This window comes from Verrucomicrobiia bacterium (genome assembly GCA_035629175.1).
In the GTDB taxonomy this organism is placed as follows: Bacteria; Verrucomicrobiota; Verrucomicrobiia; order Limisphaerales; family DASXHY01; genus DASXHY01.
Window position 1 is genome coordinate 199,254 of sequence record DASPIL010000107.1, and the last position, 24,374, is coordinate 223,627.

Sequence of the window (24,374 nt, forward strand, 5' to 3'; positions counted from 1 at the left end):
TCTGCATCCTGTATCCGCTACTCACAAAGCGAATACTTATGCAGACACAAACAATTGAACACAACGAGACGCGTTCACAGGCACGCGTCCAAAACATTCCGAACCTCCACGCGATCAAGGCGAAACAGAAGGCCACCTGGGAATCCGGGGACTTTGGTCAGATCGCCCGCACCATTGAAAACGTCGCTGAGGATTTCATGTCGCGGCGATCATTACCGGCAGGCCTCAACGTCCTTGATGTGGCTTGCGGCACAGGGAACCTTGCACTGATAGCCGCCAGGCACGGGTGCAGCGTCACTGGAATCGACATCGCTGAGAACCTGCTCGCGCAGGCTCGAACACGGGCGGTTGAGGCGCGATGTGACATTCGTTTCCTGCAGGCCGACGCCGAGGAGTTGCCACTGGTTGACGACGCATATGACCTCACGGTGAGCATGTTCGGAGTCATGTTCACTCCACAGCCGGATCTCGCCGTGAGCGAACTGCATCGCGTCACGAAACCTGGGGGTGCGATCGCGCTGGCAAACTGGACGCCTGAGGGGTTCATCGGCGAGATGTTCACCATTTTCAAAACCCACCTTCCTCCTCCGCCCGCCGGAGTTCCGTCTCCGATGGATTGGGGAAATCCGACGATTGTTTGTGACCGGCTCAAGGGCCGCTTCACAGATCTCCAGCTGACACGGCGGATTGCCGCAATGCAGTATCCGTTTCCTCCAGCGGAAACGGTCGAGTTCTTTCGGAAATACTATGGTCCGACGCATCGCGCGTTTGAATCGCTTCCAGCTGCCGCGCAATCCGCGTTGCTCCGTGATCTGGTAAATCTTCAAACTCGCTGCAACATCGCGGAGGTTTCGGGCACGACCGAAATTGCCGCCGAATATCTTGAAGTTGTGGGAACGAAACTTTAGGGCTCACGACGGGCGGTTTTTAACGGCATCATCCTGAAACGATGGTGCCGTTATTTCGGAGGGAGGGCTGCCAGGCTGATGCCAGGAACTTCGCGGCAAGTTCAATCAAACGGTGTATTGTGCTGGCACTGCCTGCGAACCACACTTTGGCTACATCCATGAATTCCCATCACCGTCGCACGACGCCGTTAGTGTTGATCTGCATCCTTCTTGCAACGGCGCTGACGTCAGAGGCTTCCGCTGCGCAGACGAATCGAATTCCTGTCAGGGCCGCGAATTTCAAGGCAGGCGCGGCCATGAGCGCGTTCGATGGAACGAACCAGGTTCATTTTCTGCTGGATCCAGCGCCAGACATCCCCTTCAGCCAATCAGCCATCAAGCAATCGGCAACGCCTGCTGCAATCGGGCACCGGGCTGATGTGCCGTACTTCACTGTTCGATTTGCGATGCCGAATCCGCCTGTTTATTCAGAGACAGAAGTTGGAGCTTTGGCGGGTGTGGATCCGATGGTCTTTCACCATAATCATTCGCCAGGTTTCGAGATTCTTCCAAACGGCGACGCGCTGGCGATTTATTTCAGCACACCGATGGGCAAGGCGGAGGCAGATGTTTCGACGTGTTTCGTTCAAGCTCGTTTGCGTTATGGATCGGAGGATTGGGACATGCCGGAACTGTTCTTCAAAACGAAGGATCACAATGACCAGTCAGGATTGTTGTGGAACGATGACGGGAAGATTTGGTTCTTTGGCGGAGGCCGGGCGATTTCGGACGCGGTGCCGTTCCGCATTGCCACGTCATCGGACAACGGCGCCACGTGGACCTTTTCCATCCCGCAACTCGACAAGCCGGCTCGGGATTATACGGCGCAGCCGATCACCAGTGCCTTTCGTGGACCTGACAAAGCCATCTATTTCGCGATGGATGGAACTGAGGCAGCGAGTTTCCTGTGGCGGAGCCGCGATGATGGGGCTCATTGGCACGACATGGGAGGACGGACGGGCGGCAGGCATTCCGCCATCGTGCCGCTGGATGATCAAGGCCGTTTGCTTTCGATTGGCGGCAAGAATTCTTCGATATCGGGATGGTCACCGCAGAGTCTCTCCACGAACTGGGGCGCCACCTGGAGCAGCAACACTCCTTCCCCTTTTCCCCCGCTCGGTACGGCTCAACGCCCTTCACTGATTCGGCTGGCCTCTGGGAACCTGCTGTTCGCCAGCGATTCCTATATGCACAAGTTGAACATTCCGCCCCCGGCGGAGTGGATGCACGGGAACCGATGTTTTGTGGCGCTATCTACGAACAATGGCGTTTCGTGGCATGTCAAAACATTGCCTGTCCAAATTCCGGCGCATCATCGCACCAATTATCCCTCGCTCGGGTATGTCACGGCGCGGCAGGCGCCGAACGGCGTGATTCATCTCCTGACAACCGTCACGCTTCCGCCCCTGCACTACGAATTCAATGAGGCGTGGATTCGGTCTGATGCGGGAGACATTTCGGCACCGACCGGGGACGGGACGATACGGGCATTTTCTGAAACGTTTCAAAACGGAAAAACCCGGTCGACGTGGAGTGCGCGAATTACCCCGAGCGGCCGTTATCTGCTTCATGGAGAGCAGGTCGATTATTTTGAGGACGGCGCGAAGCAGCACCTGGCAACGTATGTCAATGGGCGCAAAGTGGGCGCTGAAACGTTTTGGTCAGCGGATGGCAAAACAATTTGGACATGGCGGCGGGATATGAAGAACAACCGCGCAACCTGGACTCATTTCTGGCCGAACGGACAAAAGAAGATTGAGTCGCAGTGGAATATCAGGCCCGAGGCGCGCGACCTGAAACGGAACTTTTATGGCAACGTTGCTGATGGGCCTGCGCGTCATTGGGACAGCAGCGGGAAACTCGTCGCAACCTATCGGTTCGTGAATGGAGTCTTCGCAGGCGCGGCTGAATAGAGCCTGTATCTCATTTCCGGTTATCACTGCGGTACCAGGAGACGATCGCATAGCGTTCACCGTGTGACACCGGCAGCACCTCGTGCGTCGTTTCGGAACGAAATGCAACCAGTGTGCCCCGGCCTTGGACGGCGCGTTCTCCCGATTCCATCGGCTTGCCATACAGAACAAGATCTCCTCCGCCATAGGTGCCAGGATCGGAAGCGTCGCCCGGCTGTGAAAGGCAGATGCTGATCGAGATTTTCCGAAATCGGGTGTGATCGTAAACCAATGGGGTGTTGCCGTCCTGATGTGCGACAAAAAAATCGCCAGTCTCGTAGCGCAAAAATTGAGGTTCCTCGCAGTGATTAAGTGCGACGCCGAAGTGCATCGACAGCGCGTCTTTTGCCTCCATGAGCAGAGACACAATCTTGTCCCGGGTTGCAGTCGACATCGAGAGACGTGAAACCTTGCGGACGTGGGGGTTCACCGTTCCACCGGCTTTTGCCTGCCCATAAACGGGCGCCGCTGCAGCGTGGCTGCGTTTCATTTCGCCGACAATTCCGGTAATCGTCGCGTCATCCAGGAACCTCTCCTGTGTGAAATAGAGGGCACTCATTTCTTCTGCCTACTGCGTCATGGAATTATCGGCGGAATTTTGTTTTACGTCATGAACCGTGGCCTCGGGCCACGCCTCGGTCCAGCGCAGCGGCATGATCGCGAGCGTCGCTTGCCCGCCCATGCCGATGTCCCCTTCAAATTTGCATACGAACCAGTCCTTTCCGTTCGCAGTCAGCATGGATGCGTGGCCGGGACCGATCAATGGACCGTTGGCCGTGGGCAGAAAGGAGCTGCCACCGCTGTTCATCAGGCTCATCCCTGCTTTATCCAGGTAAGGTCCTGTGATGGTTTTGCTGCGCCCAACACGGATATTGTAGGTGCTGTTTGTCCCCTGGCAGCATGATCCCCAGTTGACGAACAAATAGTAGTAATCGTCGCGCCGGCAGAGGAACGCGGCTTCAATGGACCGGTTGTAGGCGACCGAATGCAGTTTGGAATCAGACGACAATCGCTTCCCGGTTTTTGGATCCAGCTGAACCAGTTTGAGCCCAGTCCAATAGGAACCAAACGTCATCCAGAGGCTTTCGTCCTTGTCCTGGAACAATGCCGGGTCAATCGCGTTGTAAGCGTCGCCGGGCTGGCCTTCCACGGTTTGCACCACGATGCCTTCATCTGTCCATTGGTAGGCCGGATCGTCCGGGTTCAGCGTGGGCGTCGTTGCGAGGCCGATCGCCGATGTCATCTTCCCCATAGACGACACGGAATAATAAAGAAGGTGCCGGCCACCCACCTTGATGATGTCGGGCGCCCAAAACGACATGTTGCGATTTTCGGGAACGGCCTTGGAAATCCACTCAGGTGCCGTATTGAAGACAGCCGGGCCGCGCTGCCAATTCACCAGGTCCCTGGAACGATACGACGGCACGCCGCGTCCCGTGTAGAAGACCCAAAACTCATCGTCGCATTTCACGATGCTGGACGGGTCGCGCGTGACAATGCCACGGCTGGCCGACTGTTCCAGGGGAATCGCCAACTGCGCGTTTGATTTCGCAGTCTCCGATTGAGCCACGGATTGTGTGGTGATTGATATCGCGACGACCAAGCCCGCGACGAAAAAGGGGCGATTAAGGTTGAAATGCATTTGCAGAGTTTCCGACCGGTTCGATACAGAGCGAATTCAGATTTTCAGCGACGCACGAAACCCGCGGGCGGCGTAGTACGACTGCGCGCCATTGTGTCCTACGAAGACGCGCCCGTAACGGCGATCGCAGTACAGGGCGCCGCCGAGCTTGCGGATGTCCGCTGGTGTCTTCACCCAGCTCGATGTCTTTAGATCAAATTCACCGAGCTTCTGGAGCTCGAAATATTGTTCCTCCGTCAGAAGTTCCACCCCCATCTCGGCAGCCATTTCCATGGCGGACGTTTTTGGACGATGCTCTTTCCGCGACTCCCACCCTTCCCGGTCATAACAAACACTGACCCTGCCTTTGGGCGTTTCCGCAGAGCAATCAAAGAAGATGTATTCTCCGGACTTTTTATCGTGGCCGACGACATCCGGTTGACCGCCTGTGCGCTCCATTTCCTGCAGCGACGAACGTTTCGCGGGATTTGCTTCCAGGCGCGATTGAACGCCAGACCACGCGACACCCTGATGACGTTTCATGTTTTTCTCGAAGCGATCCTTCAAAGTGTGAAGGAGATCGTCGGGCTGCTTCGAAGGTTGCGCTGTTGATCGAGATTTCATAGTTCGATTGGATCGCCGCCATTTTGAACGAACCTGGGCAGGATTCAACCACTCAGCGGCTTGGGGTCCCGCAACTGCGTGAAAATCGCCCCCAATAGGAACGGCCTATGGCCAGCGCAGGAAAAAGTATTTCCAGGATCCCAGGCAACGTGTTCTCATTCCGCTTTAGTCAAAACGTTGAATACACATGTCTACTGAATCGAAGTGCCCATTTCAGGCAACCAATGGCAATGGCAGCAAGGATCACCGCGCATCCCGCCCCGGGACAACCAATCAGGATTGGTGGCCGGATCGTCTCAAGGTGGAACTCCTGCATCAGCATTCCTCCAAGTCCAATCCGATGGGCGAAGGCTTTGATTATGCCAGGGAATTCCAGAGCCTCGATTACGCGGCCTTGAAGAAGGATCTCGCGTCGCTGATGACGGACTCGCAGGAATGGTGGCCTGCGGATTTCGGACACTATGGGCCGCTCTTCATCCGCATGGCGTGGCATAGTGCCGGAACCTATCGCACGGGCGACGGCCGCGGCGGCGGGGGGCGCGGTCAACAACGCTTTGCCCCGCTCAACAGCTGGCCCGACAATGTCAGCCTCGACAAGGCCCGCCGCCTGCTCTGGCCCATCAAGCAAAAGTATGGACGCAAGATTTCCTGGGCTGATCTGCTGATCCTTGCTGGCAACGTCGCGCTGGAAACAATGGGTTTCAAAACCTTCGGTTTTGCCGGCGGACGCCCCGACACATGGGAGCCGGACAACGACGTCTATTGGGGCGCTGAAACAAAATGGCTCGGTGGTGACGTTCGGTACTCGCAGGGATCGCCTGGTGTCGATGATCCTCACAGCACACTCGTAAAGGATGACGACAGCGAGATTCCACACACGCGCGATCTCGAGAATCCACTCGCCGCCGTGCAGATGGGACTTATCTACGTCAATCCCGAGGGACCCGACGGCAAGCCGGATCCGATCGCTGCCGCAAAGGATATTCGCGACACATTCGGCCGCATGGCCATGAACGATGAAGAAACGGTCGCGTTGATCGCGGGCGGACATACGTTCGGCAAAACGCACGGCGCAGGCCCGGCGGAAAATGTGCAGTCGGATCCCGAAGCTGCATCGCTGGAGGAACAGGGCCTCGGCTGGCGCAATCAATTCGGCTCCGGCAAAGGCGCTGACACGATCACGAGCGGACTCGAAGTCACATGGACCAGCACACCGACACAGTGGGGCATCGGGTTTTTCCAAAATCTCTTCGAGTTCGAATGGGAACTGACAAAGAGCCCGGCGGGTGCGCAACAATGGGTGGCGAAGAACGCTTCAGCCATCGTCCCGGATGCTCACGACCGCACGAAAAAGCACTTGCCGACGATGCTCACAACGGATCTTTCGCTGCGATTCGATCCAGTATACGAGAAGATCTCCCGCCGCTTTCTTGAGAATCCTGATCAGTTCGCCGACGCGTTTGCCCGCGCCTGGTTCAAGCTAACGCATCGCGACATGGGACCGCGTTCGCGTTATCTCGGGCCGGAAGTTCCCGCCGAAGAGCTCGTCTGGCAGGACCCGATTCCGGCGGTGAATCACCCGCTCATTGACGCAAGGGACATTGCGGCATTGAAGAGCACGATTGCTGCAACGGGACTTTCGGTCTCGCAGCTCGTTTCCACCGCGTGGGCTTCGGCTTCGACGTTCCGCGGCTCAGACATGCGCGGCGGGGCAAACGGCGCGCGTATTCGTCTGGCGCCACAAAAGGAATGGGCCGTTAATCAACCGGCGCAACTCGCGGCGGTGTTGAAAAAGCTTGAAGGCATTCAGGTGGAATTCAACAAGACGGCAACGGATGGCAAGCAGGTCTCGCTTGCGGACATTATCGTCCTCGCAGGTGGCGTCGGCATTGAGCAGGCGGCGAAGAAGGCTGGTCACGAAGTCACTGTGCCTTTCACGCCCGGACGCATGGATGCAAGCCAGGATCAGACCGACGTCGAATCATTCGCGGTGCTGGAACCGATTGCTGACGGCTTCCGCAACTATTTGAAGGGCAAGTACACCGTGCCTGCGGAGGCGTTGCTCATCGACAAAGCGCAGCTGCTCACGCTGACGGCCCCGGAAATGACGGTTCTTGTCGGCGGCTTGCGTGTCCTTGGAAATAACTTCAACAACGAAGCATACGGCGTCTTCACGCGCCGCCCGGAGACGCTGACAAACGACTTCTTCGTCAACCTGCTCGACATGGGCACGGAGTGGAAACAGATATCTCCCTGTGGTAATGCCTTCCTTGGTTCCGATCGAAAGACGGGGCAGCCCAAGTGGACCGCTTCACGCGTGGACCTCGTGTTTGGTTCCAATTCGATTCTCCGCGCCGTCGCCGAGGTCTATGGAAGTTCGGACGCAGAGAAAAAGTTCATCGGGGACTTTGTCGCTGCATGGACCAAGGTGATGAACCTGGATCGATTTGATCTGAAGTAGAGGCGGCAGGGCAGATCCGTGGCTTTGCTCGTCCTTCATCGGGCGCGAGGGCGGCGTTTATGGGCCGCCCTCGCCGCACTGAAGAAGGACCAACCCGCGCGTTCCCAGTCAGGCGCTGGGAAGTTCAATCCAGAAACGGCTGCCGCGGCCTGGAATGGATTCCACGCCGATCCTTCCACCGAGCCGCGTGACAGCGCGTTTGGCGATGGCGAGGCCGATCCCATTCCCTTCGAACATCGTTTGCGGATGCACCTGCTGGAAGACATCGAAAATGCGCTGTTGATGTTCTGGCGCAATGCCGATGCCGTTATCTTCGATCCAAAGCCGCGTCAGCGCGTTGCGTTGTTCGGCCCTGACGGTTACGCACGGGAGAGTGCCAGGGCTGACGAATTTTACTGCGTTTGACAGGAGGGCCGCGAGCGAAGGCTCCAGAAATTCTGCATCGGCCATGACGGGTGGCAACGATCCCTGGATATGGATTTCTCCCCTGTGCGCTTTCAACGCGGGATGCTGCTCGAGAATCTGCCGCACAATCTTCTCAAGGCTCACCGGCTGGAGATGGATTTCAATGCGCGAGACATGGCCGTACCGCAGAACATCGCGAATCATTCGATCCAGGCGGTGGGCTGCCCCCGAAATTCTGTCCAGCCGGTCCAGTTCGTCCGCGTGCAGCCTTTCGGCTGCTTCCTCGCGCAACGTATCCGCATAGCCGTACATTGTACGCAGCGGCGCCCGAAGATCATGCGAGATGGTGTACGAAATCGTTTCCAGCTCCTTGTTCGCCTTCACCAGTTCTTCCGAGATGGCGGCAAGCTGTTCCGCGTGTTGCAGAACGATTTCCATGATCCCGCCGCGCAATTCACGGGCGACGTCCAGCTCCGATGGCTTCCACGGCGTGGAGCGCCCGCGCACGGTTTCCGACCAGGCTTCGAAGCTTTTTCGTGGATGCAGGCGAGTGGGTTCATTCGCCGGCTGCTCGACAGGTTTGGCAGGATTGCCGCCCCACTTGACTGTCGAGACCACTTCCGGACGAAACCACATCACGTAGTTCCGGTGCACGCGTGACACCGGGATCGCCAGGAGTCCGCTCGCTGCATCAATGTATTCAAGGGCGGCGGAGCAAGGTTCCGCCAATTTTTCAAACGCAATGACGTCGCCTTTGGCGTCTTGATGCAACCAATCGGCGAGCGCGATAATTTGCGCCCGTGTCGGGGTGCGCCCGATCAATTCAAGCCGGTCGTTCAGCAACAATGCAGCGCCTGTGGCGTTTGCAAGTGCGAGCCAGTCGGCGCTTTGTCCGCAGAGGCTCGAAAAAATGTCCTGTTCCCGCGACATGCCCGACATGAGACGGGTGAGCACCGCGTTGAGCTTGTTCCGGTACGCCAGCCCGGCGGTTTGCTCCCGCGTGGTGATCTGTAATGACAGGACCTGGCCAAACAACTCGCAGGTTGCGCGTATGTCGAACGGGACAATTCTTGGATCACGACCGTGGCACGAAATCAGTCCCCACAATTCATTGCCATGCATCAGGGAAATGGACATTGAGGAAGCCATTCCCATGTTACGCATGTATTCCAGGTGGACAGGCGAGACGCTGCGAAGTGTCGAAAGGCTGAGGTCCAGCGGCTCGGTTTCATCCGGCTGCGCGAGCAATCGAACGGGTTGGTAATCGTTTCGCTCGATCAGTCGCAATCGATTGATGCGATACAGCTCGCGGGCCTGCCGCGGGATGTCCGAAGCGGGAAACCGCAGGTGGAGGTACGAGGGAAGCCGATCGTTGCGGTCCTCAGCGATTACGATTCCATTCCATTCCGGATCGAACTGATAAATCATGACGCGATCGAAGCCGGTGATCCGGCGAGTTTCTGCGGCCGCCATCTGGAGCAGTGAACGCATGTCGGACGCGCTTTCCATGCCGGCGATCAGGATGTCCATCTCGTGATGAACGCCGGGACGCGGATCGACCTTGAGCTCGCCCACGATCGCCTCGCCCTCAAGAACGACGCACCCGCCGTATCGATGGGCCAGCAAAGAAAAAGGCACGGCGCTTCGCTCGTCATCGCGACGCACATAGGCAACGAACAAAGGGCGCTGTGTGAAAAGCGGATGCGCAGCAGCTTCGCGGAGGGCGGCGATAACCGGCTGCGTAAAGAGGTCCTCGACGGGACGGCCGAGGGAGGCGCTCGCTTGGATGCGCAGATAATCGCCGACGTTTTCGCTGGCGTAACGAACCGTCCAGGAGGTTGCGTCCAGCGCCAGCAGAAATCCGTGCGGCTGAATCGCACCCGGGATATGAATCGGCTCCCGATCACACATTGTAATGTCAGCCGGCGAAGGCGGAGTATTGCCAGGTGCATTCATGAACGGCCCCCTTCGCATTGGCGGAACCAGCGATGAAGCATTTCGAACGTTTCACGCGCCGCCCCAACGATCACCGGATCATGGGCGGTGGACGACGCGCGAAGCAATTCATCGCGAAATGCTTTCCATTGCGCGCCAACGTCGGGCCCGTAGCTGCGAAAATAGCGATAGCCCTGTCCATCGCGCAGTCCCAGTTCACCTTCGAGATGCCGCACGATGACCTGCCCGCCGAGCGTCGAGCCTTCCAGCACGTAAGCGGCGCCGAGGATCTCGGCGCGCGACGCGAGCGATGGCAGTTCGTTGATTCGCGGCAATTGCTCCCGATCGGCATGGTTGATCCCGAAAAATTCCAGGTCCTGTTCCAGCCAGGAAGTTTTCTGGCGGCCTGCGCGGATCATGTCGTCGGCAGGCAAGGCCTGGGCTACCGCGCGTTCCCACGGCTCAACGAAGCCGAAGAACTTTTTGAGTTGCCTTACGTAATCCGCTTCCGACTGCGGCAGGGGATTGGCTGATTCCAATTCTTCGTGTTGCCTGCGGGTTTGCTCCCTGAGAATTTCAGTCAACATAAGGTCGCATCGTTCCACGCGAAGGCTTTGGCTGCAAGGGCAAGTCATGCCTTGGCGGCTGTCCCGGTTCTACTGCGGAATCACTCGAGGCCATCGGGCGTGCGTTCCGTTAAAAACCAATCCTCCACTTTGGCGCGCGCCCACGGGGTCTGTCGCAAAAACTTCAGGCTGGATTTAATCGTGGGATCGAAAAGAAAGCAGCGGATCGGAATGCGGCGGCCCATTTCCTTCCATCCATGCCGGTCCACCAAAGTCTGGACGATCGTTTCCAGCGTGATTCCATGCAGCGGGTCCCGCGGATGCTCGCGACGGCTCAGTGGAGCCGTGTCTTTCGCAGCTTCGTCGCTCGTCTTTTCGGAGAATGGATCGGGATCGGTTGCCATGAAAACACTCTAACTCGATTCGAGCATCGCCTCAATGACCGCCAGCAACTCGGGCAATCCCCGTCCGGTGACTGAGGAACATTTGAAGATTTCAGGCATTGCCTCGAACCACTCGGCAAGGTGTTCCTTGAACAAGTTGATGTTCTGCTGCACTTGCTCGGGGCGAACCTTGTCTGTTTTTGTGAACACCAGCACCAGCGGAATCGATTGGCCGCCAAACCAATGCACAAACTCCAGATCGATCTTCTGCGGCGTCTGTTGGGAATCAATCAAAACGAACACGCCGGCGAGATTTGGACGATTGAGAAGGTAATCGTTCACTGCCTCGTTGAACTTCGCTTTGTTTTCGCGTGCGACCTGGGCAAATCCGTATCCCGGCAAATCCACCAGCCGCCAGGTGCGGTTGATGACGAAGAAGTTGATGAGCTTCGTGTAGCCTGGGATATCCGAAACCCGCGCCAGTCCTTTCTTCCCGGCGAGCGCGTTCAACAATGAAGATTTCCCTACGTTCGATCGCCCGATGAAAGCCACTTCGGGAAAGGTCTCAGGGGGACACGATCCTAGATCGGGAGCGCTGCATTCAAAGATGGCGGACTTAATCTTCATAGTGGGACGAGTATCTGCAAAGCGGCAGCTTTGCCCTACCAAATAATAGGGTGCGGCGGCGTTGCCACGCGCCTGCTATTCCCTTGGCGACCATGAGGAGTTGTCGAGCAGCTCAATTCCAGGATTTTTGAAAGCGATTCGCCGTGCCTTGTAAAGTTTGCCGAGCGCCTGCTTGAATGCCTTCTTGCTCACGCTGAACTTGTCCCGGATCGCTTCCGGTGAACTGTCATCATCGAACGGCAGTAGACCTCCATTCTGTTGCAGTGCCTCGACGATTTCATCGGTGAGGGGTGCCACGCGTCTGTAACCTCCTGCGTCGAGACTCAGATCGATCTGTCCGTTTTGGCGAAGGTTGCGGACGAATCCGTTCAGCCGCTGCCCTATCTGAAGCGGGACCATGATGTTGTCGTGATAAAGCAATCCGCTGTAGGCGTTATCCACGATGGCCGTGTAACCGAGCGGTGTTTGTCCCGTGATGAGAAGGTCGACGGGATGACTGTTGCGATAGAGCGGGCGCTCGCGACTCAGATGACGCCTCAGTCGCGATGTCGCAACAATGCGTTCAGTCTTCGGGTCAAGATAAACAAAGACAACAAGCCGCTGTCCGACGCGCGCTTGTCCTTCCTGTTCGCGAAACGGCATCAACAGGTCTTTCGCCAGTCCCCAATCGAGAAATGCGCCGACGCGGTCATTCACGCTGACAACCCGCAGGCACCCAAACTCACCAACCGTGACGTAAGGAATCTCCGTGGTGGCGACAAGCCGATCTTCGGAATCGCGATAGATAAAGACGTCGATCTGGTCCTTGGGCTTGAGGTCCGCCGGGATGTAGCGACCGGGCAAAAGAATTTCGCCCAACTCGCCACCATCCAGGTACAGACCAGGCGCTGCAGCCCTCACAACCGAAAGCGTGTTACGTTTCCCGAGAAATGCCATGCGCCCCAACCTAAACCCCGTGCCAGAACGACAGGAGGAAAATCTGTGATGGGCCCGACTGATTCAGATTTACCGAACCGAATTCCAAATTCCTTCGACTTTCTTCGATTCCCTTTTTCACCGCATTGTCTTCATTCATGCCGTGTTCCGCGGCGTAATTGCGGACCTCGTCACGCGCTTCATTCCATCGGCAAGGGCTCGCCATAGATACGTTCGAAGAGGCGGCGTTTTCGTTCGGCATCTGACAAATCGGCAGGCAGCGAAGCCAGGGTCATACGGCGGGCGGCTTCAAACATTTCGATGCCCATTCGGAAACGTTCGGCTCCGGATTTCGCCATTAAGCGGGCCCGCACCATTTCCGCAATTTCAGGCGAAGTGTCCGTCATGGTTTGCATTGCTGCCACAGCGTTTGCAGCCCCAGATCTGTCGTCCAGCGCTCGATGTATTCAGCATCGCACCCGGTGCTCGCGAGATTCTTCACGTCGCGTAGTTGGAGTTCGGACAACGAATCTTTTGCCCACCAAAGTTTGGAAATGATGAGATCTTCCTTGCTCGCAATCCAGGTGGAGAAATCTTCGATCGTGATCCTCTGGCGTCGTTTGAACTCGATCATCCGATACGGGCTGCTTTTGCGCACAATGCAATCCACTTTGATGACGCTCTCATTGTGAATCAGGTTGAACAATGATTCATGCGTGATCGAACTGCTGACGGCTTCGCGGGAAACGTAATAGTCAGGCGTGAACAGCAGAACGACCGCATCCGTGTCCCCGGGCGTCAGCGCGACCACGATGTCAATGTCTCGGGTCATGCGAGGTTGCGCGTAGTAGTTCATCGCCATCGAACCGGTCAGCATAAACGCAAACCCGCCGCGTTCCAGCCTGCAGGAAACGTCGCGGACAATGTCGAGTTCGTTTTGCACCAGGAGCGTAGGGGTGGCTCGCTGTCTATGCTCTGTTTTGATTAGCTATTCCTTCCCGTAAACCTCAGCGCCCTTTTCCACAAATTCCTTCGACTTTTCTTCCAGGCCGTGCTTGAGGGCCTGGTCCTCCGCGATCCCTTGCTCGGCTGCGTATTTGCGGACGTCCTCAGTTATTTTCATCGAGCAGAAGTGCGGGCCGCACATGGAGCAGAAATGCGCGGTCTTGGCGCCTTCCTGCGGCAGTGTTTCGTCGTGGTACTCGCGCGCAGTGACAGGATCCAGGCTGAGGTTGAATTGATCCTCCCAGCGGAATTCAAATCGCGCCTTGCTCAATGCGTTGTCGCGGTATTGCGCGCCGGGATGGCCCTTGGCCAGGTCTGCTGCATGAGCGGCAATCTTGTATGCAATGACGCCGTCCTTCACGTCCTTCTTGTTCGGCAGGCCGAGGTGCTCCTTGGGGGTCACGTAGCACAGCATCGCACAGCCGTACCATCCGATCATTGCGGCGCCAATGCCGCTCGTGATGTGGTCGTATCCCGGGGCGATGTCCGTCGTGAGCGGTCCCAGCGTGTAGAACGGCGCTTCGCCGCACCACTCGAGTTGCCTGACCATGTTTTCCTCGATCATGTGCAACGGCACGTGTCCCGGACCTTCGTTCATCACCTGAACTCCTTTGGCCCAGGCGCGTTTCGTCAAGTCGCCTTGAACTTCCAATTCGCCGAATTGTGCCTGATCGTTCGCGTCCGCGATTGAGCCCGGGCGCAGACCGTCTCCGATTGAGAACGACACATCGTAGGCTGCCATGATGTCGCAGATGTCGTCCCAATGCGTGTAGAGGAAATTTTCCTTGTGATGCGCCAGGCACCATTTGGCCATGATGCTCCCGCCGCGGGAGACGATTCCCGTCATGCGATTTGCCGTAAGCGGAACAAAGCGCAGCAGCACGCCGGCGTGGATGGTGAAGTAATCAACGCCCTGTTCAGCCTGCTCGATGAGCGTGTCACGAAAGATTTCCCACGTGAGCTCTTCGGCTTTGCCGCCGACTTTCTCAAGCGCCTGATAAATTGGAACCGTGCCGATCGGAACCGGCGAGTTGCGCAGGATCCACTCGCGCGTGATGTGGATGTTCTTGCCCGTGGATAAATCCATCACCGTGTCGGCGCCCCATTTCGTGGCCCAGCGCATCTTTTCGACTTCCTCCTCGATGCTCGATGCGACCGCGCTATTGCCGATGTTGGCGTTGATCTTCACGAGGAAGTTGCGCCCGATGATCATGGGCTCGAGTTCAGGGTGATTGATGTTGGCGGGGATGATGGCACGGCCGGCGGCGACTTCGTCGCGCACGAATTCCGGGGTGATCTCGCTCGGGATGCGTTGGGGGAAACGGGCGAAGACCCCTGGTGCAAACCTGGCACTGCGGGAATTGAGGGTTGAAGCCTGCGACGACCCGGAGTGCTGTTTGTCCAGCCTGTTCCGCACGATGTCGTTTGAAAGGTCCGCAATTTCCGCCGCGCGGGTGTTTTCCCGAATGGCGATAAACTCCATCTCGGGCGTGATGATGCCCTGGCGTGCGTACCACAATTGAGTGACGGGATGGGCGTTGCTGGCACGCAACGGCCGGCGCGCGGCGGATCTGGGATTTCGGACTTCCGGATTCAGTTTAGTCGCACGTGCGCTCGCCTGGTGCACCTCGCTCAGGTAGCCGTCATCCTGCGGTTTCACCGTTCGCCCGTTGTATTCCTCCACATCGCCGCGTTTCCGGATCCAATCGCCACGCAAGGCGGGCAACCCTTCCGCAACGGAACCTTTGAAATCAGGATCTCCCCACGGGCCGGAACAATCGTAAACGCGCACCGGGGCATTCTCAGTGATCGCGCCGGAATATGACTTCGTCGGTGACAGCGTAATTTCGCGCATTGGGACGCGGACCTCTGGATGGATCTTGCCCTTGACGTAAATGCGTTTGCTGTTCGGCAATGGTTCCCCGCTGGACGGTTCGAAGCTTTCCTGGGTCGCGATCATAATTCTACCAAGGTTTTTCCAGGAGCGAGCGGGAAAGAAAGCGTGAATGACGCCCGTGCCTTCCTACGCCAGCATTACCTGGATCAGGTTCAAGGGTCGGCAACGCTCCCGCGTCGCCCTCTCAGCCTCGGTCCGCCTGCAAAAGCGAATCCAATGGTTGGCTCCCCTGTGATGCTGGGAAGGTAGGTTGAAGGGTTGGCAGCGTCAAGCCGTGCGCTCGACCCCGGATTCTGAACAAACATGCAGGTTTGATTTTCCAGGCGGGAGCACGAGGCGTCCGTAGAATTCCCGGGGCGCTGCCGCGTAGTACTCCTGATCAAACGCAGCTTGTTGGTCCAGACCGCGTTGCGATAGAAATGATCCGCCTCATTGTGAGCATCAGTCAGTCTGTTTTTTTGCCTGAAGCAGCTTGGAGGTTTGTCGATGAGCTTAACTATGACCACGCGTAAATATCTCTTCCTGGCGGTTGCTTTGTCCGTTGGTCAACAATCGAGTTTTGCTGCGGATGTCGTTTGGACGAATGCGGCGGGAGGTAATTGGAGTGCGGCAGCGAATTGGAACCCGAACCAGGTGCCCACTGGGGCTGATGCGGCGTGGATCACAAATTCCGGCAGCTACACGGTGACTGTATCCGCGAACGCCTCTGTCGACGCGTTGACATTGGGGTCTTCGCTATCAACCGGAACGCGCACGCTGCAAGTCGCTGGCGGAACCCTGAGCGTCACCAACGGAAGCTGCGCCAGCAACGGATTGATTCTTATTTCAGGCGGAGCCCTTCAAGCCGCTGGAACGTTCAGCAGCCGGGGATCGGTTCATCAGACTGGAGGAACCTTGTGGTTGCTGTCGTCCGCCATGTTGAACACTTACAATTTCACGAACGGCGATCTTCGGGGCGGCCTCCTCACGGTGACGAATCTCACGTGGGCAGGCGGCAACATGTATGCGGACGCCACTGGCGACAAGACTGTGATCCCGTCGGGCGGCGTGTTCAACCTCGTCAGCGGCGCAACCCGTTACCTCACTTACAATGCAACGACCAGCAACGGCCGCAGCATTGACAATTACGGAACCTGGAACTGGAGCGGTGATGCCGTCCTTTACGGTCTCCAGCCCGCCTGCGTGATCAACAATTTCGGGACGATGAATCACGTGGGAACCGGCGATGCCTATTTCGCGTATTATCCTGGTTACGGTGGGCCGACATGGAACAATTACGGGACGTTTCTCAAGTCCGGCGGAACGAACTCGTTTTATTTTTACGGAGTGTATGCGAACAACCAGACAACGATGAGCAGCCAGGCAGGCAAGCTCTGGTTCTACGGCGCGGCCGTGACCAACAAAGGTTCGATCGCGGTACAGAACGGTTTGCTTCACGCGTACGGCGGGTGGGTGACCAACAGTGGCAGCGTCAGCCTGGCATCTGATGCGGGATTTCAAGTGGACAATGGCGCATTGGTTACCCTTGGCGCCGTGTCCAGCATGACATCGCCGGGCGCGGATTCCATTCGTCTCATCAGCGGCACGCTCGCTGTGGAATCGACGAACGTCACGACTCCCAGCGTCCTGATTGCTGGTGGAACGCTATGGCACAGGACGAACAATTTCATCCCGACCATCAACCAATCCTCAGGCACGTGGCGGCTGAGCGTGCCTGTCGCGGTGCAGAATTACAACTTCACCAACGGCGAACTTCGCGGCGGTACTCTGACCGCGACGAACCTGAACTGGGCCGGCGGCAACATGAATGCGGACGCAAACGGCGATCGAACGATTATTCCCTCTGGCGGCGTGTTAAATTTTATGGGTAACACAACGCGATATTTCAGTTACAACGCCCCAGCAAGCAACGGCCGATCGCTGGATAATTACGGGACATGGAACTGGAGCGGGGACGCTGTGCTGTATGGCTTGCAGATGGGGTCGGCCGTAAACAATTTTGGCACCGTGAATCACACGGGTGCCGGCGACGCGTATTTCGCCTACTATCCCGGCTACGGCAGCCCAGTGTGGAACAATCACGGAACGTTCAACAAATCGGGCGGCTCGAATGTGTTTTTTTGGTATGGCGTCTATTTGAACAACTTCGGGGCGATTGAAGCCGGCACCGGTGCCTTGTCGCTCTATGGGTCCGCTGCGATCAACCAGGGTCCACTCGTCGCAAATGGCGGATTGTTGCGGATTTATGGCGGATCACTAACCAACGAAAGCGCGATCGCCATCTCGGCAGCGTCGCTGTTGTCCGTGGAAAACAGCGCCACCGTTGTGTTGAATGCGTCATCCGCGCTGACTGCTCCCGCTGCAAACAGCGTACGCCTCGTGAGCGGAGCCGTGCATATCGCGACGACAAATCTCGTCACACCCTCGCTGTGGCTGAACGGCGCCACGGTGTACCAGCGCACGAACATCGCGGTTTCAACGATCAACCAGTCGGGCGGCAGCCTTGAACTGCGCGTCCCGGCCGTGCTGGCAAACTACAATTTTACCAACGGGGAGTTGCGAGGGCGTGATCTCACCGTCACCAACCTGAACTGGTACGCGGGCGACATGAACAACGGGTCGCCATCCGATGGTCCACTCGCCCAGCCCGATCGCACGATCATTCCGGCTGGCGGCGTCGCGAACATTTTGGGAACCGCAGATCGCGGATTCAGCTATTACAGTTCGAACAGGGGACGCGGGCTCGACAATCACGGAACGATCAACTGGGCCGCTGCAATTCAGTTGCGCGGCAACAACAACATGGCCGTGAACAATTACGGAAATGTGATTGTCACGGGCGATTCGCCCAATGTTCAGTTCGACTGGTACGGAAACGGGGCCGGACCCGTTTGGAACAACTTCGGAACGATCACGCGTTCAAACGGATCTTCGACCTTCTATTTCGACTCGGCGTACTTGAACAATCACGGCGTCATCGACGCGCGGTCCGGAATCCTGTCGCTGCATGCGTCCATTGTTACGAATCATTCGGGCGGAGCGATCCTGCTGGGAGCCGCAGTTCCGCTGGTCAACGAACAAGGGTCGGGAACCACCCTGAATCCCGGTTCGATCGTTTCCGGGGGTCCCCCGAATGCGCTTCGAATTCCGAGTGGCACGGTGTACCTGCGCTCCACCGACCTGCAAGTTCCCTCGCTGCTGATTTCGGGCGGTACACTGGTGCAGGATGCCAGCACGGTGCCCGCGGTGGTGAATCAATCCGCCGGCGTGTGGCGGCTGGATGTGCCAGCATCTGCCACGAGCTTCAATCTCACGAACGGCGAGTTGCGCGGTGCAAACCTCACAGTGGACCATTTCAATTGGCTCGGAGGCGCATTGAATTCGGATGGACCCGGCAAGGACACGGTCACTGTGAACCAGACTTTGAACATCGCTGGCAATACAGCCAAATCGATGAGTTATTGGGTCGCACCTGGCCGTTCGCTGATCAACCACGGCACCGGAACCTGGGGCGGCGTGGGCATCACAGGACAGGGTGGTGCGACGATTCGCAACAACGGCTCACTGGCCGTGACAGCGGACGTTGCATTAGTCTGGGGAGGGACAGGGCCTGCGACGGTGCTTCACAATATTGGAACCTTCACCAAATCTGGCGGCACTGGAATCGCGACATTCGGGAGCACGACGATCACCAACAGCGGCACGTTTGATTTCAATGTGGGCAGTCTCTCCCTCGCCGGTCCGTTTGTTCAAACCGCCGGCTCCGGATTCCTCGGAACCAATTTCAGTTGCGGATCGCAGGTGCGCGTTGAATCCGGTGTTCTAACAGGTCGCGGAACAATTGCGGGATCCTTCTACAACAACGGCGTCGTGAATCCCGGCGCGTCTCCGGGTCTTATCACAGCCGCAAACTATACAAACACGATTGCGGCCGCGTTGAATGTCGAGCTTGCTGGCACATCGGTTCCCGGAACGAATTACGATCAGCTGCGACTGTCGGGAACCGCGACGCTGCAGGGGACATTGAATGTGCGTCTCATCGAGGGCTTTACTCCGTCGCTCAGCAACACCTTCACCGTCATGACTTTCGGATCACGCCTCGGAATGTTTGACAGTATCACGCCGCCGCCCGGTGTGACATTCGAGGCGACTTACACCAGCACGAATCTGGTGCTGACGGTGGGTGCGCTGACGAATGTCCCGCTCCAGATCACAAGTTTCCCGAGCAATCAGACAGTCTGGCAACCCGATCCCGTAACATTCGTCGTTGGAGTTTCGGGAACCACACCCATCAGCTTTCAGTGGCAGTTCAACAGCAACAATATTCCTGGTGCGACGAACGCGGTGTTCACGATTGCATCCACAACGCCGGCGAATTCCGGTGTTTACAATGTCATTGTCACCGACGCGACCCTTGCCACGACAAATGTGTCCGCGACGCTCAGCGTGATTCCCTTTGACGGCACCATTAACTGGACGAACACGCTGGGTGGCAATTGGTCCGTCGCCGCCAACTGGCTGCCGAATCGGGTTCCAGGCCCAACGAACACCGCGTCGATTTCTGCTGCAGGAACCTATTCTGTGACGATTGATGGGAACATTGCCGTCAGCAACCTGCTGGTGGGCTCTTATACGGGGACGCAAACAGTGCATCTTGCCGCGGGGCGGACGCTTTCGTTGGGCGGCGACTCGCGGTTTGCAGCGAACACGGTGTTGAATCTCGATGGCTTGCTGCAAACGTCGGGCGGATCCAACTACCTCGGCGGTCTTGTAAACTGGTATACAGGCGCGCTTTCCGGTGCTGGCAGGACCGTGGTTGGAACGAACGGACACCTGTATTTCATAGGGAGCCAGCAGCAGAAGCACATCGTCACGAATATCGTGGAGAATTACGGGGAGTTCACCACCTCGCGTGACGCGGGCATCGGGCCGGGGCAATTGCCGATGTTCAGCGGCGGAGCCCAGTTGACCAACCACATCAGCGGCGTGATCCACATGGGCGCGAACGGTTTGAACTACGCAGGATCGCAGTTGCCGCGGTCGTTCCTCGTGAATCATGGAACAATCAACACGGCAAGCTCATCGGTGTGGTCTCCAAGCACGATCGGGATTGATTTCATCAATTACGGCCGGGTGCAAAACTACAGTTACGTCTACATTTTCCGTGGTGCGAACTACGGCGAATTCTGGAACTACAACGCCCTGGCCGAGTACAGCATCTTTGGCGATTCAACGGGTGAAGCGTTCAGCTTTGAACCGGGAACGCAACTGACTGGCGGACATGTGAACATCGCGTGCGCAGGGCCCGTGCAGTGGCGTGCGGCCAATACGGTTCATCACGGGAGACTTTATATTGCTCAAGCATCGGGAGGCGCGAAGTATCCGAACCCTGAATTCCGGGTGCTCGCGAATTACACAAACACATCGCAGGTGCATATCCTTCTCGGCGCGCTCTCGATTCTCGACCCGGCAATCATCACCGACCTGCGTTCTCTCAGCGACGGGTTTGTCAGCTTCTGGTCTTTTGGCATCACGAACGCAGGGACGATGTATGTCGACAACCTGAGTCACACGATTTACTCGATCGGCAATGGCGGCACCATGGTGATCCGGACGAACGCGCACATTTCGAATAGTTCGATACTCGGCAGCGGCACGACGATCCTTGCGCCGGGCGCCACGGCAACTTTCCAGGCGATGGCGGTGGACGCCCAACGCATTGAGAATTCTGGCACCGTTGCCGTCACGGGTGGCACCAGTTCCTTGACTGGGAACAGCTACTTCGAAAACAAGGCGGCTGCTCAGCTGTATTTCAATGGTGGGGCAATTGGCGGCGGGCCGGCGTCAATTGCGAACTTTGGGACGATTAGCGGTTTTGGTGGCATCAGCGTGAGTTGCACGAACTTCAACAGCGTGGTCGCCGATGACACGCTCGGGCGCAACCTCGGCCTGGGCCTGTTCGTTCAGCTCAGCGGCGCAACTGAAATCCTGCGGGGACAAGTTGGCGGCGCATTGCGGATTCTTGGCGGCACGCTGACAGGCACCAATGTCGTCAACGGCACTGTGGAGAATGCCGCCGCGTTTGCACCGGGACGTCCGTTTGGAAACCTCGCGATCACGGGCAACTTCACCAACCGGAGTGACGGGATCGAACTGCTGCCAATCGGTGGCACGAACCTGTATCCGACGGTGAATATCGGCGGAACCGCGCACCTTGCCGGAAAGCTGGTGCTGTCCTTTACCAATGGCTTTTATCCGATCATTGGGAACACCTTTACCGCAATGACCTACGTTGCGCGTTCGGGTGAGTTCGACGAAGTCGTCATGCCGGGTTACGACTTCGAGGTTCTTTACACCCCGACTGCGTTATTGCTGCGCGCGAGCAATGCGTTGCCGTCGATCACCTTCAGTGTCGCCGACGGTTCGCAGACGCAGCTCGTTTGCCGCCCCTTCTCGCTGCTCGCGAGCGGGAACGATCCTGACGGAACCGTCACAAACCTCAGCGTTCGGCTGAACGGCAGCACGTTTGCAACGGTGAACGGCGGGTCGCTGCAAAGTTCGGCAGAGTTTGATTTTCCCACCTCGCTTGAGTTTGTGGGAACTGTCATCGACAACAGGGGCGGAAGCCGGTCCATCACGCAGCAGGTGTCAGTTGTTACACCGCCGCCGCACGTGCTGTCGCTCGGAGGCGTGCGCACCAACACGTTCAAAATCTGCATGCAAGGCGAGCCAGGCCGCGATTACAGCGTGCTTGCCAACACCAACTTGCGCAGTACGAATTGGGTGATCATCGGACCCATGGAACGCACCAACGGAATCTGGCGATACGTGGACACGCACTTCACCAATCACCAGCAACGTTATTACCGAGCGCGACAGATCCCGCAGTAGTCTTTGATGTTGGAGGTTCCCCCTTCAACATCGACCTGATTGGCTCGTGGCGATCATGCATTTTGGGCAGGGGCTCCGCTGCGCCCCGGCCTAAAGTAGTAGAACAATCTACTGGTTTTTGCCCGGTCACGTGAGTATCCACCATGGCGCAACAACTGCATTTTATGAAAACTCAATTCAAGGGACTTTTACTCGCTGTGCTCTGCTCAAGCCTTTTGCCGTTGCACGCGCAACCCGGCCGGCCAGCCAGCGGAACCCCGCAGATCAGTGCGGCCATGGCCAAACTGTTCGGGGACAACCAGGCGTTCTCAGCTGCGGTGCAATCGGAAGTGAAGATGTCGGGCGGAGAAACGATCTCGGTGCCTGGAAAAATGAGCTTCGATTCGGGCAAGTCCCGCTTCGAGATGAACATGAGCGAGGCCAAGGGAAGCGCGATGCCGCCCCAGATGGCAGAGCAGATGAAGACAATGGGCATGGACCAGATGGTCATCATCTCGCGGCCCGAAGAAAAGCAGAGCTACATGGTTTACCCCGGACTCAAGGCCTATGCGCAGATGCCCATGCCCGAGGAAGCGGCCAAGGCCGGCACCCTAAAAATTGAAACCACCGAAATCGGCAAGGAGACAGTTGATGGACATCCGTGCGTGAAGAACAAGGCCGTCGTCACCGATGAGAAAGGCACCAAGCATGAATCTACTGTTTGGAACGCGACCGACTTGAAGAACTTTCCCGTCAAGATTGAAACCACCGAGCAGGGAATGGCGATGAAGCTCTCATTCAAGAATGTAAAGCTCTCCAAGCCGGAAGCGTCGCAGTTCAACCCGCCTGGCGACTTCAAGAAATACGACAACATGATGGCGCTCATGCAGCAGGAAGTAATGAAGCGCATGCAACAAGGCGGCGGGATGCCTGCTGCTGGCGAGTGATTGTGCTAGGTTGCGCACGTGAGTTTTGTTTCTGAGTTCAATTCGCTCCCATTGGCGTCGCTGAAGGCTCGGTCGCTTGCCGCGACCACCGCATCGGTACGCGCGACGATGGGCAAGGCGAAATTATCGCTCGCCGACTTCGCCGTGCTGCTTTCGCCGGCGGCAGGGGAACTTTTGGAGGTTCTGGGTCGTCGTGCCCACGCTGTAACGCAGCAGCGGTTCGGAAAGGTGGTGCGCCTCTTTGCGCCGCTGTATTTGTCAAATGAGTGCATCAACAACTGCCAGTATTGCGGTTTCTCGCGCGACAATCCCATCCTGCGGGTGACGCTCAGCCTCGACGAGGTGCGGCAAGAGGCCGAAGCATTGCGGGCGCAAGGCTTCCGCAATCTCCTGCTCGTGGCGGGTGAACATCCCAAATTCGTTTCGAGCAATTACCTGCGCGATTGCATCCAGACCTTGCATCCGGACTGGCCGAGTTTGTCGCTGGAAGTCGGCCCGATGGAAACGGATGAATACCGTCCGCTTGTTGCAGCGGGAGCAGATGGGCTGGTGGTGTACCAGGAGACTTACGAACGCGAGGTGTATTCGGAGATGCACACAGCCGGACCGAAACGCAACTTCGACTGGCGGCTCGAGACACCCGAGCGTGCGTACGCAGCAGGTTTCCGCCGGCTCGGAATCAGCCCGTTATATGGCCTTGCCGACTGGCGCCACGAAGCCTTGAGCGTCGCCGCTCACGCTGATTACCTCCTGCGTCAATGCTGGAAAGCGTCCCTTACGATTTCCACAGTTCGCATCAGGCCCTGCGCCGGGGAATTTGAACCCCTGACCCATATCAGCGACCGCGAGTTGACGCAGTTGATCTGCGCGTTGCGGCTCATGTTTCCGGATGTCGGCATCGTCCTTTCGACTCGCGAGACACCGCGCCTGCGCGATGGATTGATTCCGTTGGGGGTGACGATGATGAGCGCTGGCGCGCGGACAGAGCCGGGCGGTTACACGGGAGCGGGTCGAGAGAATACGCATCAGACCATTAGAGGCCGCATCGTCGAAAGCGGCGGCAGCGAATGGTCGGCACTTTCCCAGGCATCCCCGACAAATGCCACGGGCCAATTCAACGTTGCTGATGAACGCTCGGCGGCGGAGGTGGCACGAATCATTCAACGCCTCGGATACGAGCCTGTTTGGAAGGATTGGGATGTGGCGCTGACGAGTTGAC

The 24,374-nt window shown here is 57.5% G+C and carries 17 protein-coding genes and 1 riboswitch; of the genes, 6 read left to right on the forward strand and 11 right to left on the reverse strand.

What is annotated here, in order from left to right; all coding sequences use genetic code 11:
* Nucleotides 1-38 precede the first annotated feature (38 nt).
* Entirely contained in the window at nucleotides 39-908 is an 870-nt protein-coding gene (locus tag VEH04_20560) for a methyltransferase domain-containing protein (protein ID HYG25168.1), read from the forward strand.
* Between the two features lie 158 nt (nucleotides 909-1,066).
* Nucleotides 1,067-2,860, forward strand: coding sequence for a hypothetical protein (locus VEH04_20565; GenBank protein HYG25169.1), 1,794 nt, complete (start codon nucleotides 1,067-1,069; stop codon nucleotides 2,858-2,860).
* 10 nt (nucleotides 2,861-2,870) lie between these two features.
* Here VEH04_20565 and VEH04_20570 read toward each other — a convergent pair whose 3' ends face one another.
* Genes VEH04_20570 through VEH04_20580 form a run of 3 tightly spaced genes read right to left on the reverse strand, consistent with a single transcriptional unit; the run spans nucleotide 2,871 to nucleotide 5,144 of the window.
* The gene (locus tag VEH04_20570) at nucleotides 2,871-3,458 is read right to left on the reverse strand and encodes a 2OG-Fe(II) oxygenase (GenBank protein ID HYG25170.1); all 588 of its coding nucleotides are present in this window, start codon (nucleotides 3,456-3,458) and stop codon (nucleotides 2,871-2,873) included.
* A gap of 9 nt (nucleotides 3,459-3,467) precedes the next feature.
* Nucleotides 3,468-4,541 carry an arabinan endo-1,5-alpha-L-arabinosidase gene (locus VEH04_20575; protein HYG25171.1) on the reverse strand — a complete coding sequence of 358 codons (1,074 nt, stop codon included), beginning with the start codon at nucleotides 4,539-4,541 and terminating at the stop codon, nucleotides 3,468-3,470.
* A 36-nt stretch (nucleotides 4,542-4,577) separates the two neighbouring features.
* Nucleotides 4,578-5,144, reverse strand: a complete 567-nt coding sequence (locus tag VEH04_20580; protein HYG25172.1) for a DUF4256 domain-containing protein — start codon at nucleotides 5,142-5,144, stop codon at nucleotides 4,578-4,580.
* A gap of 187 nt (nucleotides 5,145-5,331) precedes the next feature.
* Between VEH04_20580 and katG the strand changes: the two genes are divergently transcribed.
* Entirely contained in the window at nucleotides 5,332-7,605 is a 2,274-nt protein-coding gene (gene katG, locus VEH04_20585) for a catalase/peroxidase HPI (protein ID HYG25173.1), read from the forward strand.
* Between the two features lie 108 nt (nucleotides 7,606-7,713).
* Here the strand turns inward: katG and VEH04_20590 are convergent, their stop codons facing one another.
* From VEH04_20590 to thiC, 8 genes are all read right to left on the reverse strand, one after another.
* Complete coding sequence (locus tag VEH04_20590; protein HYG25174.1) at nucleotides 7,714-9,966, reverse strand: ATP-binding protein; 2,253 nt, start codon at nucleotides 9,964-9,966, stop codon at nucleotides 7,714-7,716.
* Nucleotides 9,963-10,532 carry a biliverdin-producing heme oxygenase gene (locus tag VEH04_20595; GenBank protein ID HYG25175.1) on the reverse strand — a complete coding sequence of 190 codons (570 nt, stop codon included), beginning with the start codon at nucleotides 10,530-10,532 and terminating at the stop codon, nucleotides 9,963-9,965. Before VEH04_20595 ends, VEH04_20590 begins: the two co-directional genes overlap by 4 nt.
* Before the next feature lie 80 nt (nucleotides 10,533-10,612).
* Nucleotides 10,613-10,849 (reverse strand): VF530 family protein, encoded by a 237-nt coding sequence (locus VEH04_20600; GenBank protein ID HYG25176.1) that lies wholly within the window; start codon nucleotides 10,847-10,849, stop codon nucleotides 10,613-10,615.
* A 75-nt stretch (nucleotides 10,850-10,924) separates the two neighbouring features.
* Nucleotides 10,925-11,521: a ribosome biogenesis GTP-binding protein YihA/YsxC gene (gene yihA, locus VEH04_20605; GenBank protein HYG25177.1), complete on the reverse strand. Its 597-nt coding sequence runs from the start codon at nucleotides 11,519-11,521 to the stop codon at nucleotides 10,925-10,927.
* Between the two features lie 75 nt (nucleotides 11,522-11,596).
* The gene (locus tag VEH04_20610) at nucleotides 11,597-12,457 is read right to left on the reverse strand and encodes a S1-like domain-containing RNA-binding protein (protein HYG25178.1); all 861 of its coding nucleotides are present in this window, start codon (nucleotides 12,455-12,457) and stop codon (nucleotides 11,597-11,599) included.
* 179 nt (nucleotides 12,458-12,636) lie between these two features.
* Nucleotides 12,637-12,861, reverse strand: coding sequence for a hypothetical protein (locus tag VEH04_20615; GenBank protein ID HYG25179.1), 225 nt, complete (start codon nucleotides 12,859-12,861; stop codon nucleotides 12,637-12,639).
* Nucleotides 12,840-13,379 carry a hypothetical protein gene (locus VEH04_20620; GenBank protein HYG25180.1) on the reverse strand — a complete coding sequence of 180 codons (540 nt, stop codon included), beginning with the start codon at nucleotides 13,377-13,379 and terminating at the stop codon, nucleotides 12,840-12,842. The genes VEH04_20615 and VEH04_20620 overlap by 22 nt, the downstream gene beginning before the upstream one ends.
* Before the next feature lie 45 nt (nucleotides 13,380-13,424).
* Nucleotides 13,425-15,401 carry a phosphomethylpyrimidine synthase ThiC gene (gene thiC, locus VEH04_20625; protein HYG25181.1) on the reverse strand — a complete coding sequence of 659 codons (1,977 nt, stop codon included), beginning with the start codon at nucleotides 15,399-15,401 and terminating at the stop codon, nucleotides 13,425-13,427.
* Between the two features lie 43 nt (nucleotides 15,402-15,444).
* A riboswitch (TPP riboswitch) is annotated at nucleotides 15,445-15,579 on the reverse strand.
* 257 nt (nucleotides 15,580-15,836) lie between these two features.
* Between thiC and VEH04_20630 the strand changes: the two genes are divergently transcribed.
* From VEH04_20630 to thiH, 3 genes are all read left to right on the forward strand, one after another.
* Nucleotides 15,837-22,229, forward strand: a complete 6,393-nt coding sequence (locus tag VEH04_20630; GenBank protein ID HYG25182.1) for an immunoglobulin domain-containing protein — start codon at nucleotides 15,837-15,839, stop codon at nucleotides 22,227-22,229.
* Nucleotides 22,230-22,504: 275 nt separating this feature from the next.
* Entirely contained in the window at nucleotides 22,505-23,155 is a 651-nt protein-coding gene (locus VEH04_20635) for a DUF4412 domain-containing protein (GenBank protein HYG25183.1), read from the forward strand.
* A gap of 18 nt (nucleotides 23,156-23,173) precedes the next feature.
* A complete protein-coding gene (gene thiH, locus VEH04_20640) occupies nucleotides 23,174-24,373 on the forward strand; it encodes a 2-iminoacetate synthase ThiH (protein HYG25184.1) in 1,200 nt (399 codons plus the stop codon).
* Nucleotide 24,374 lies beyond the last annotated feature (1 nt).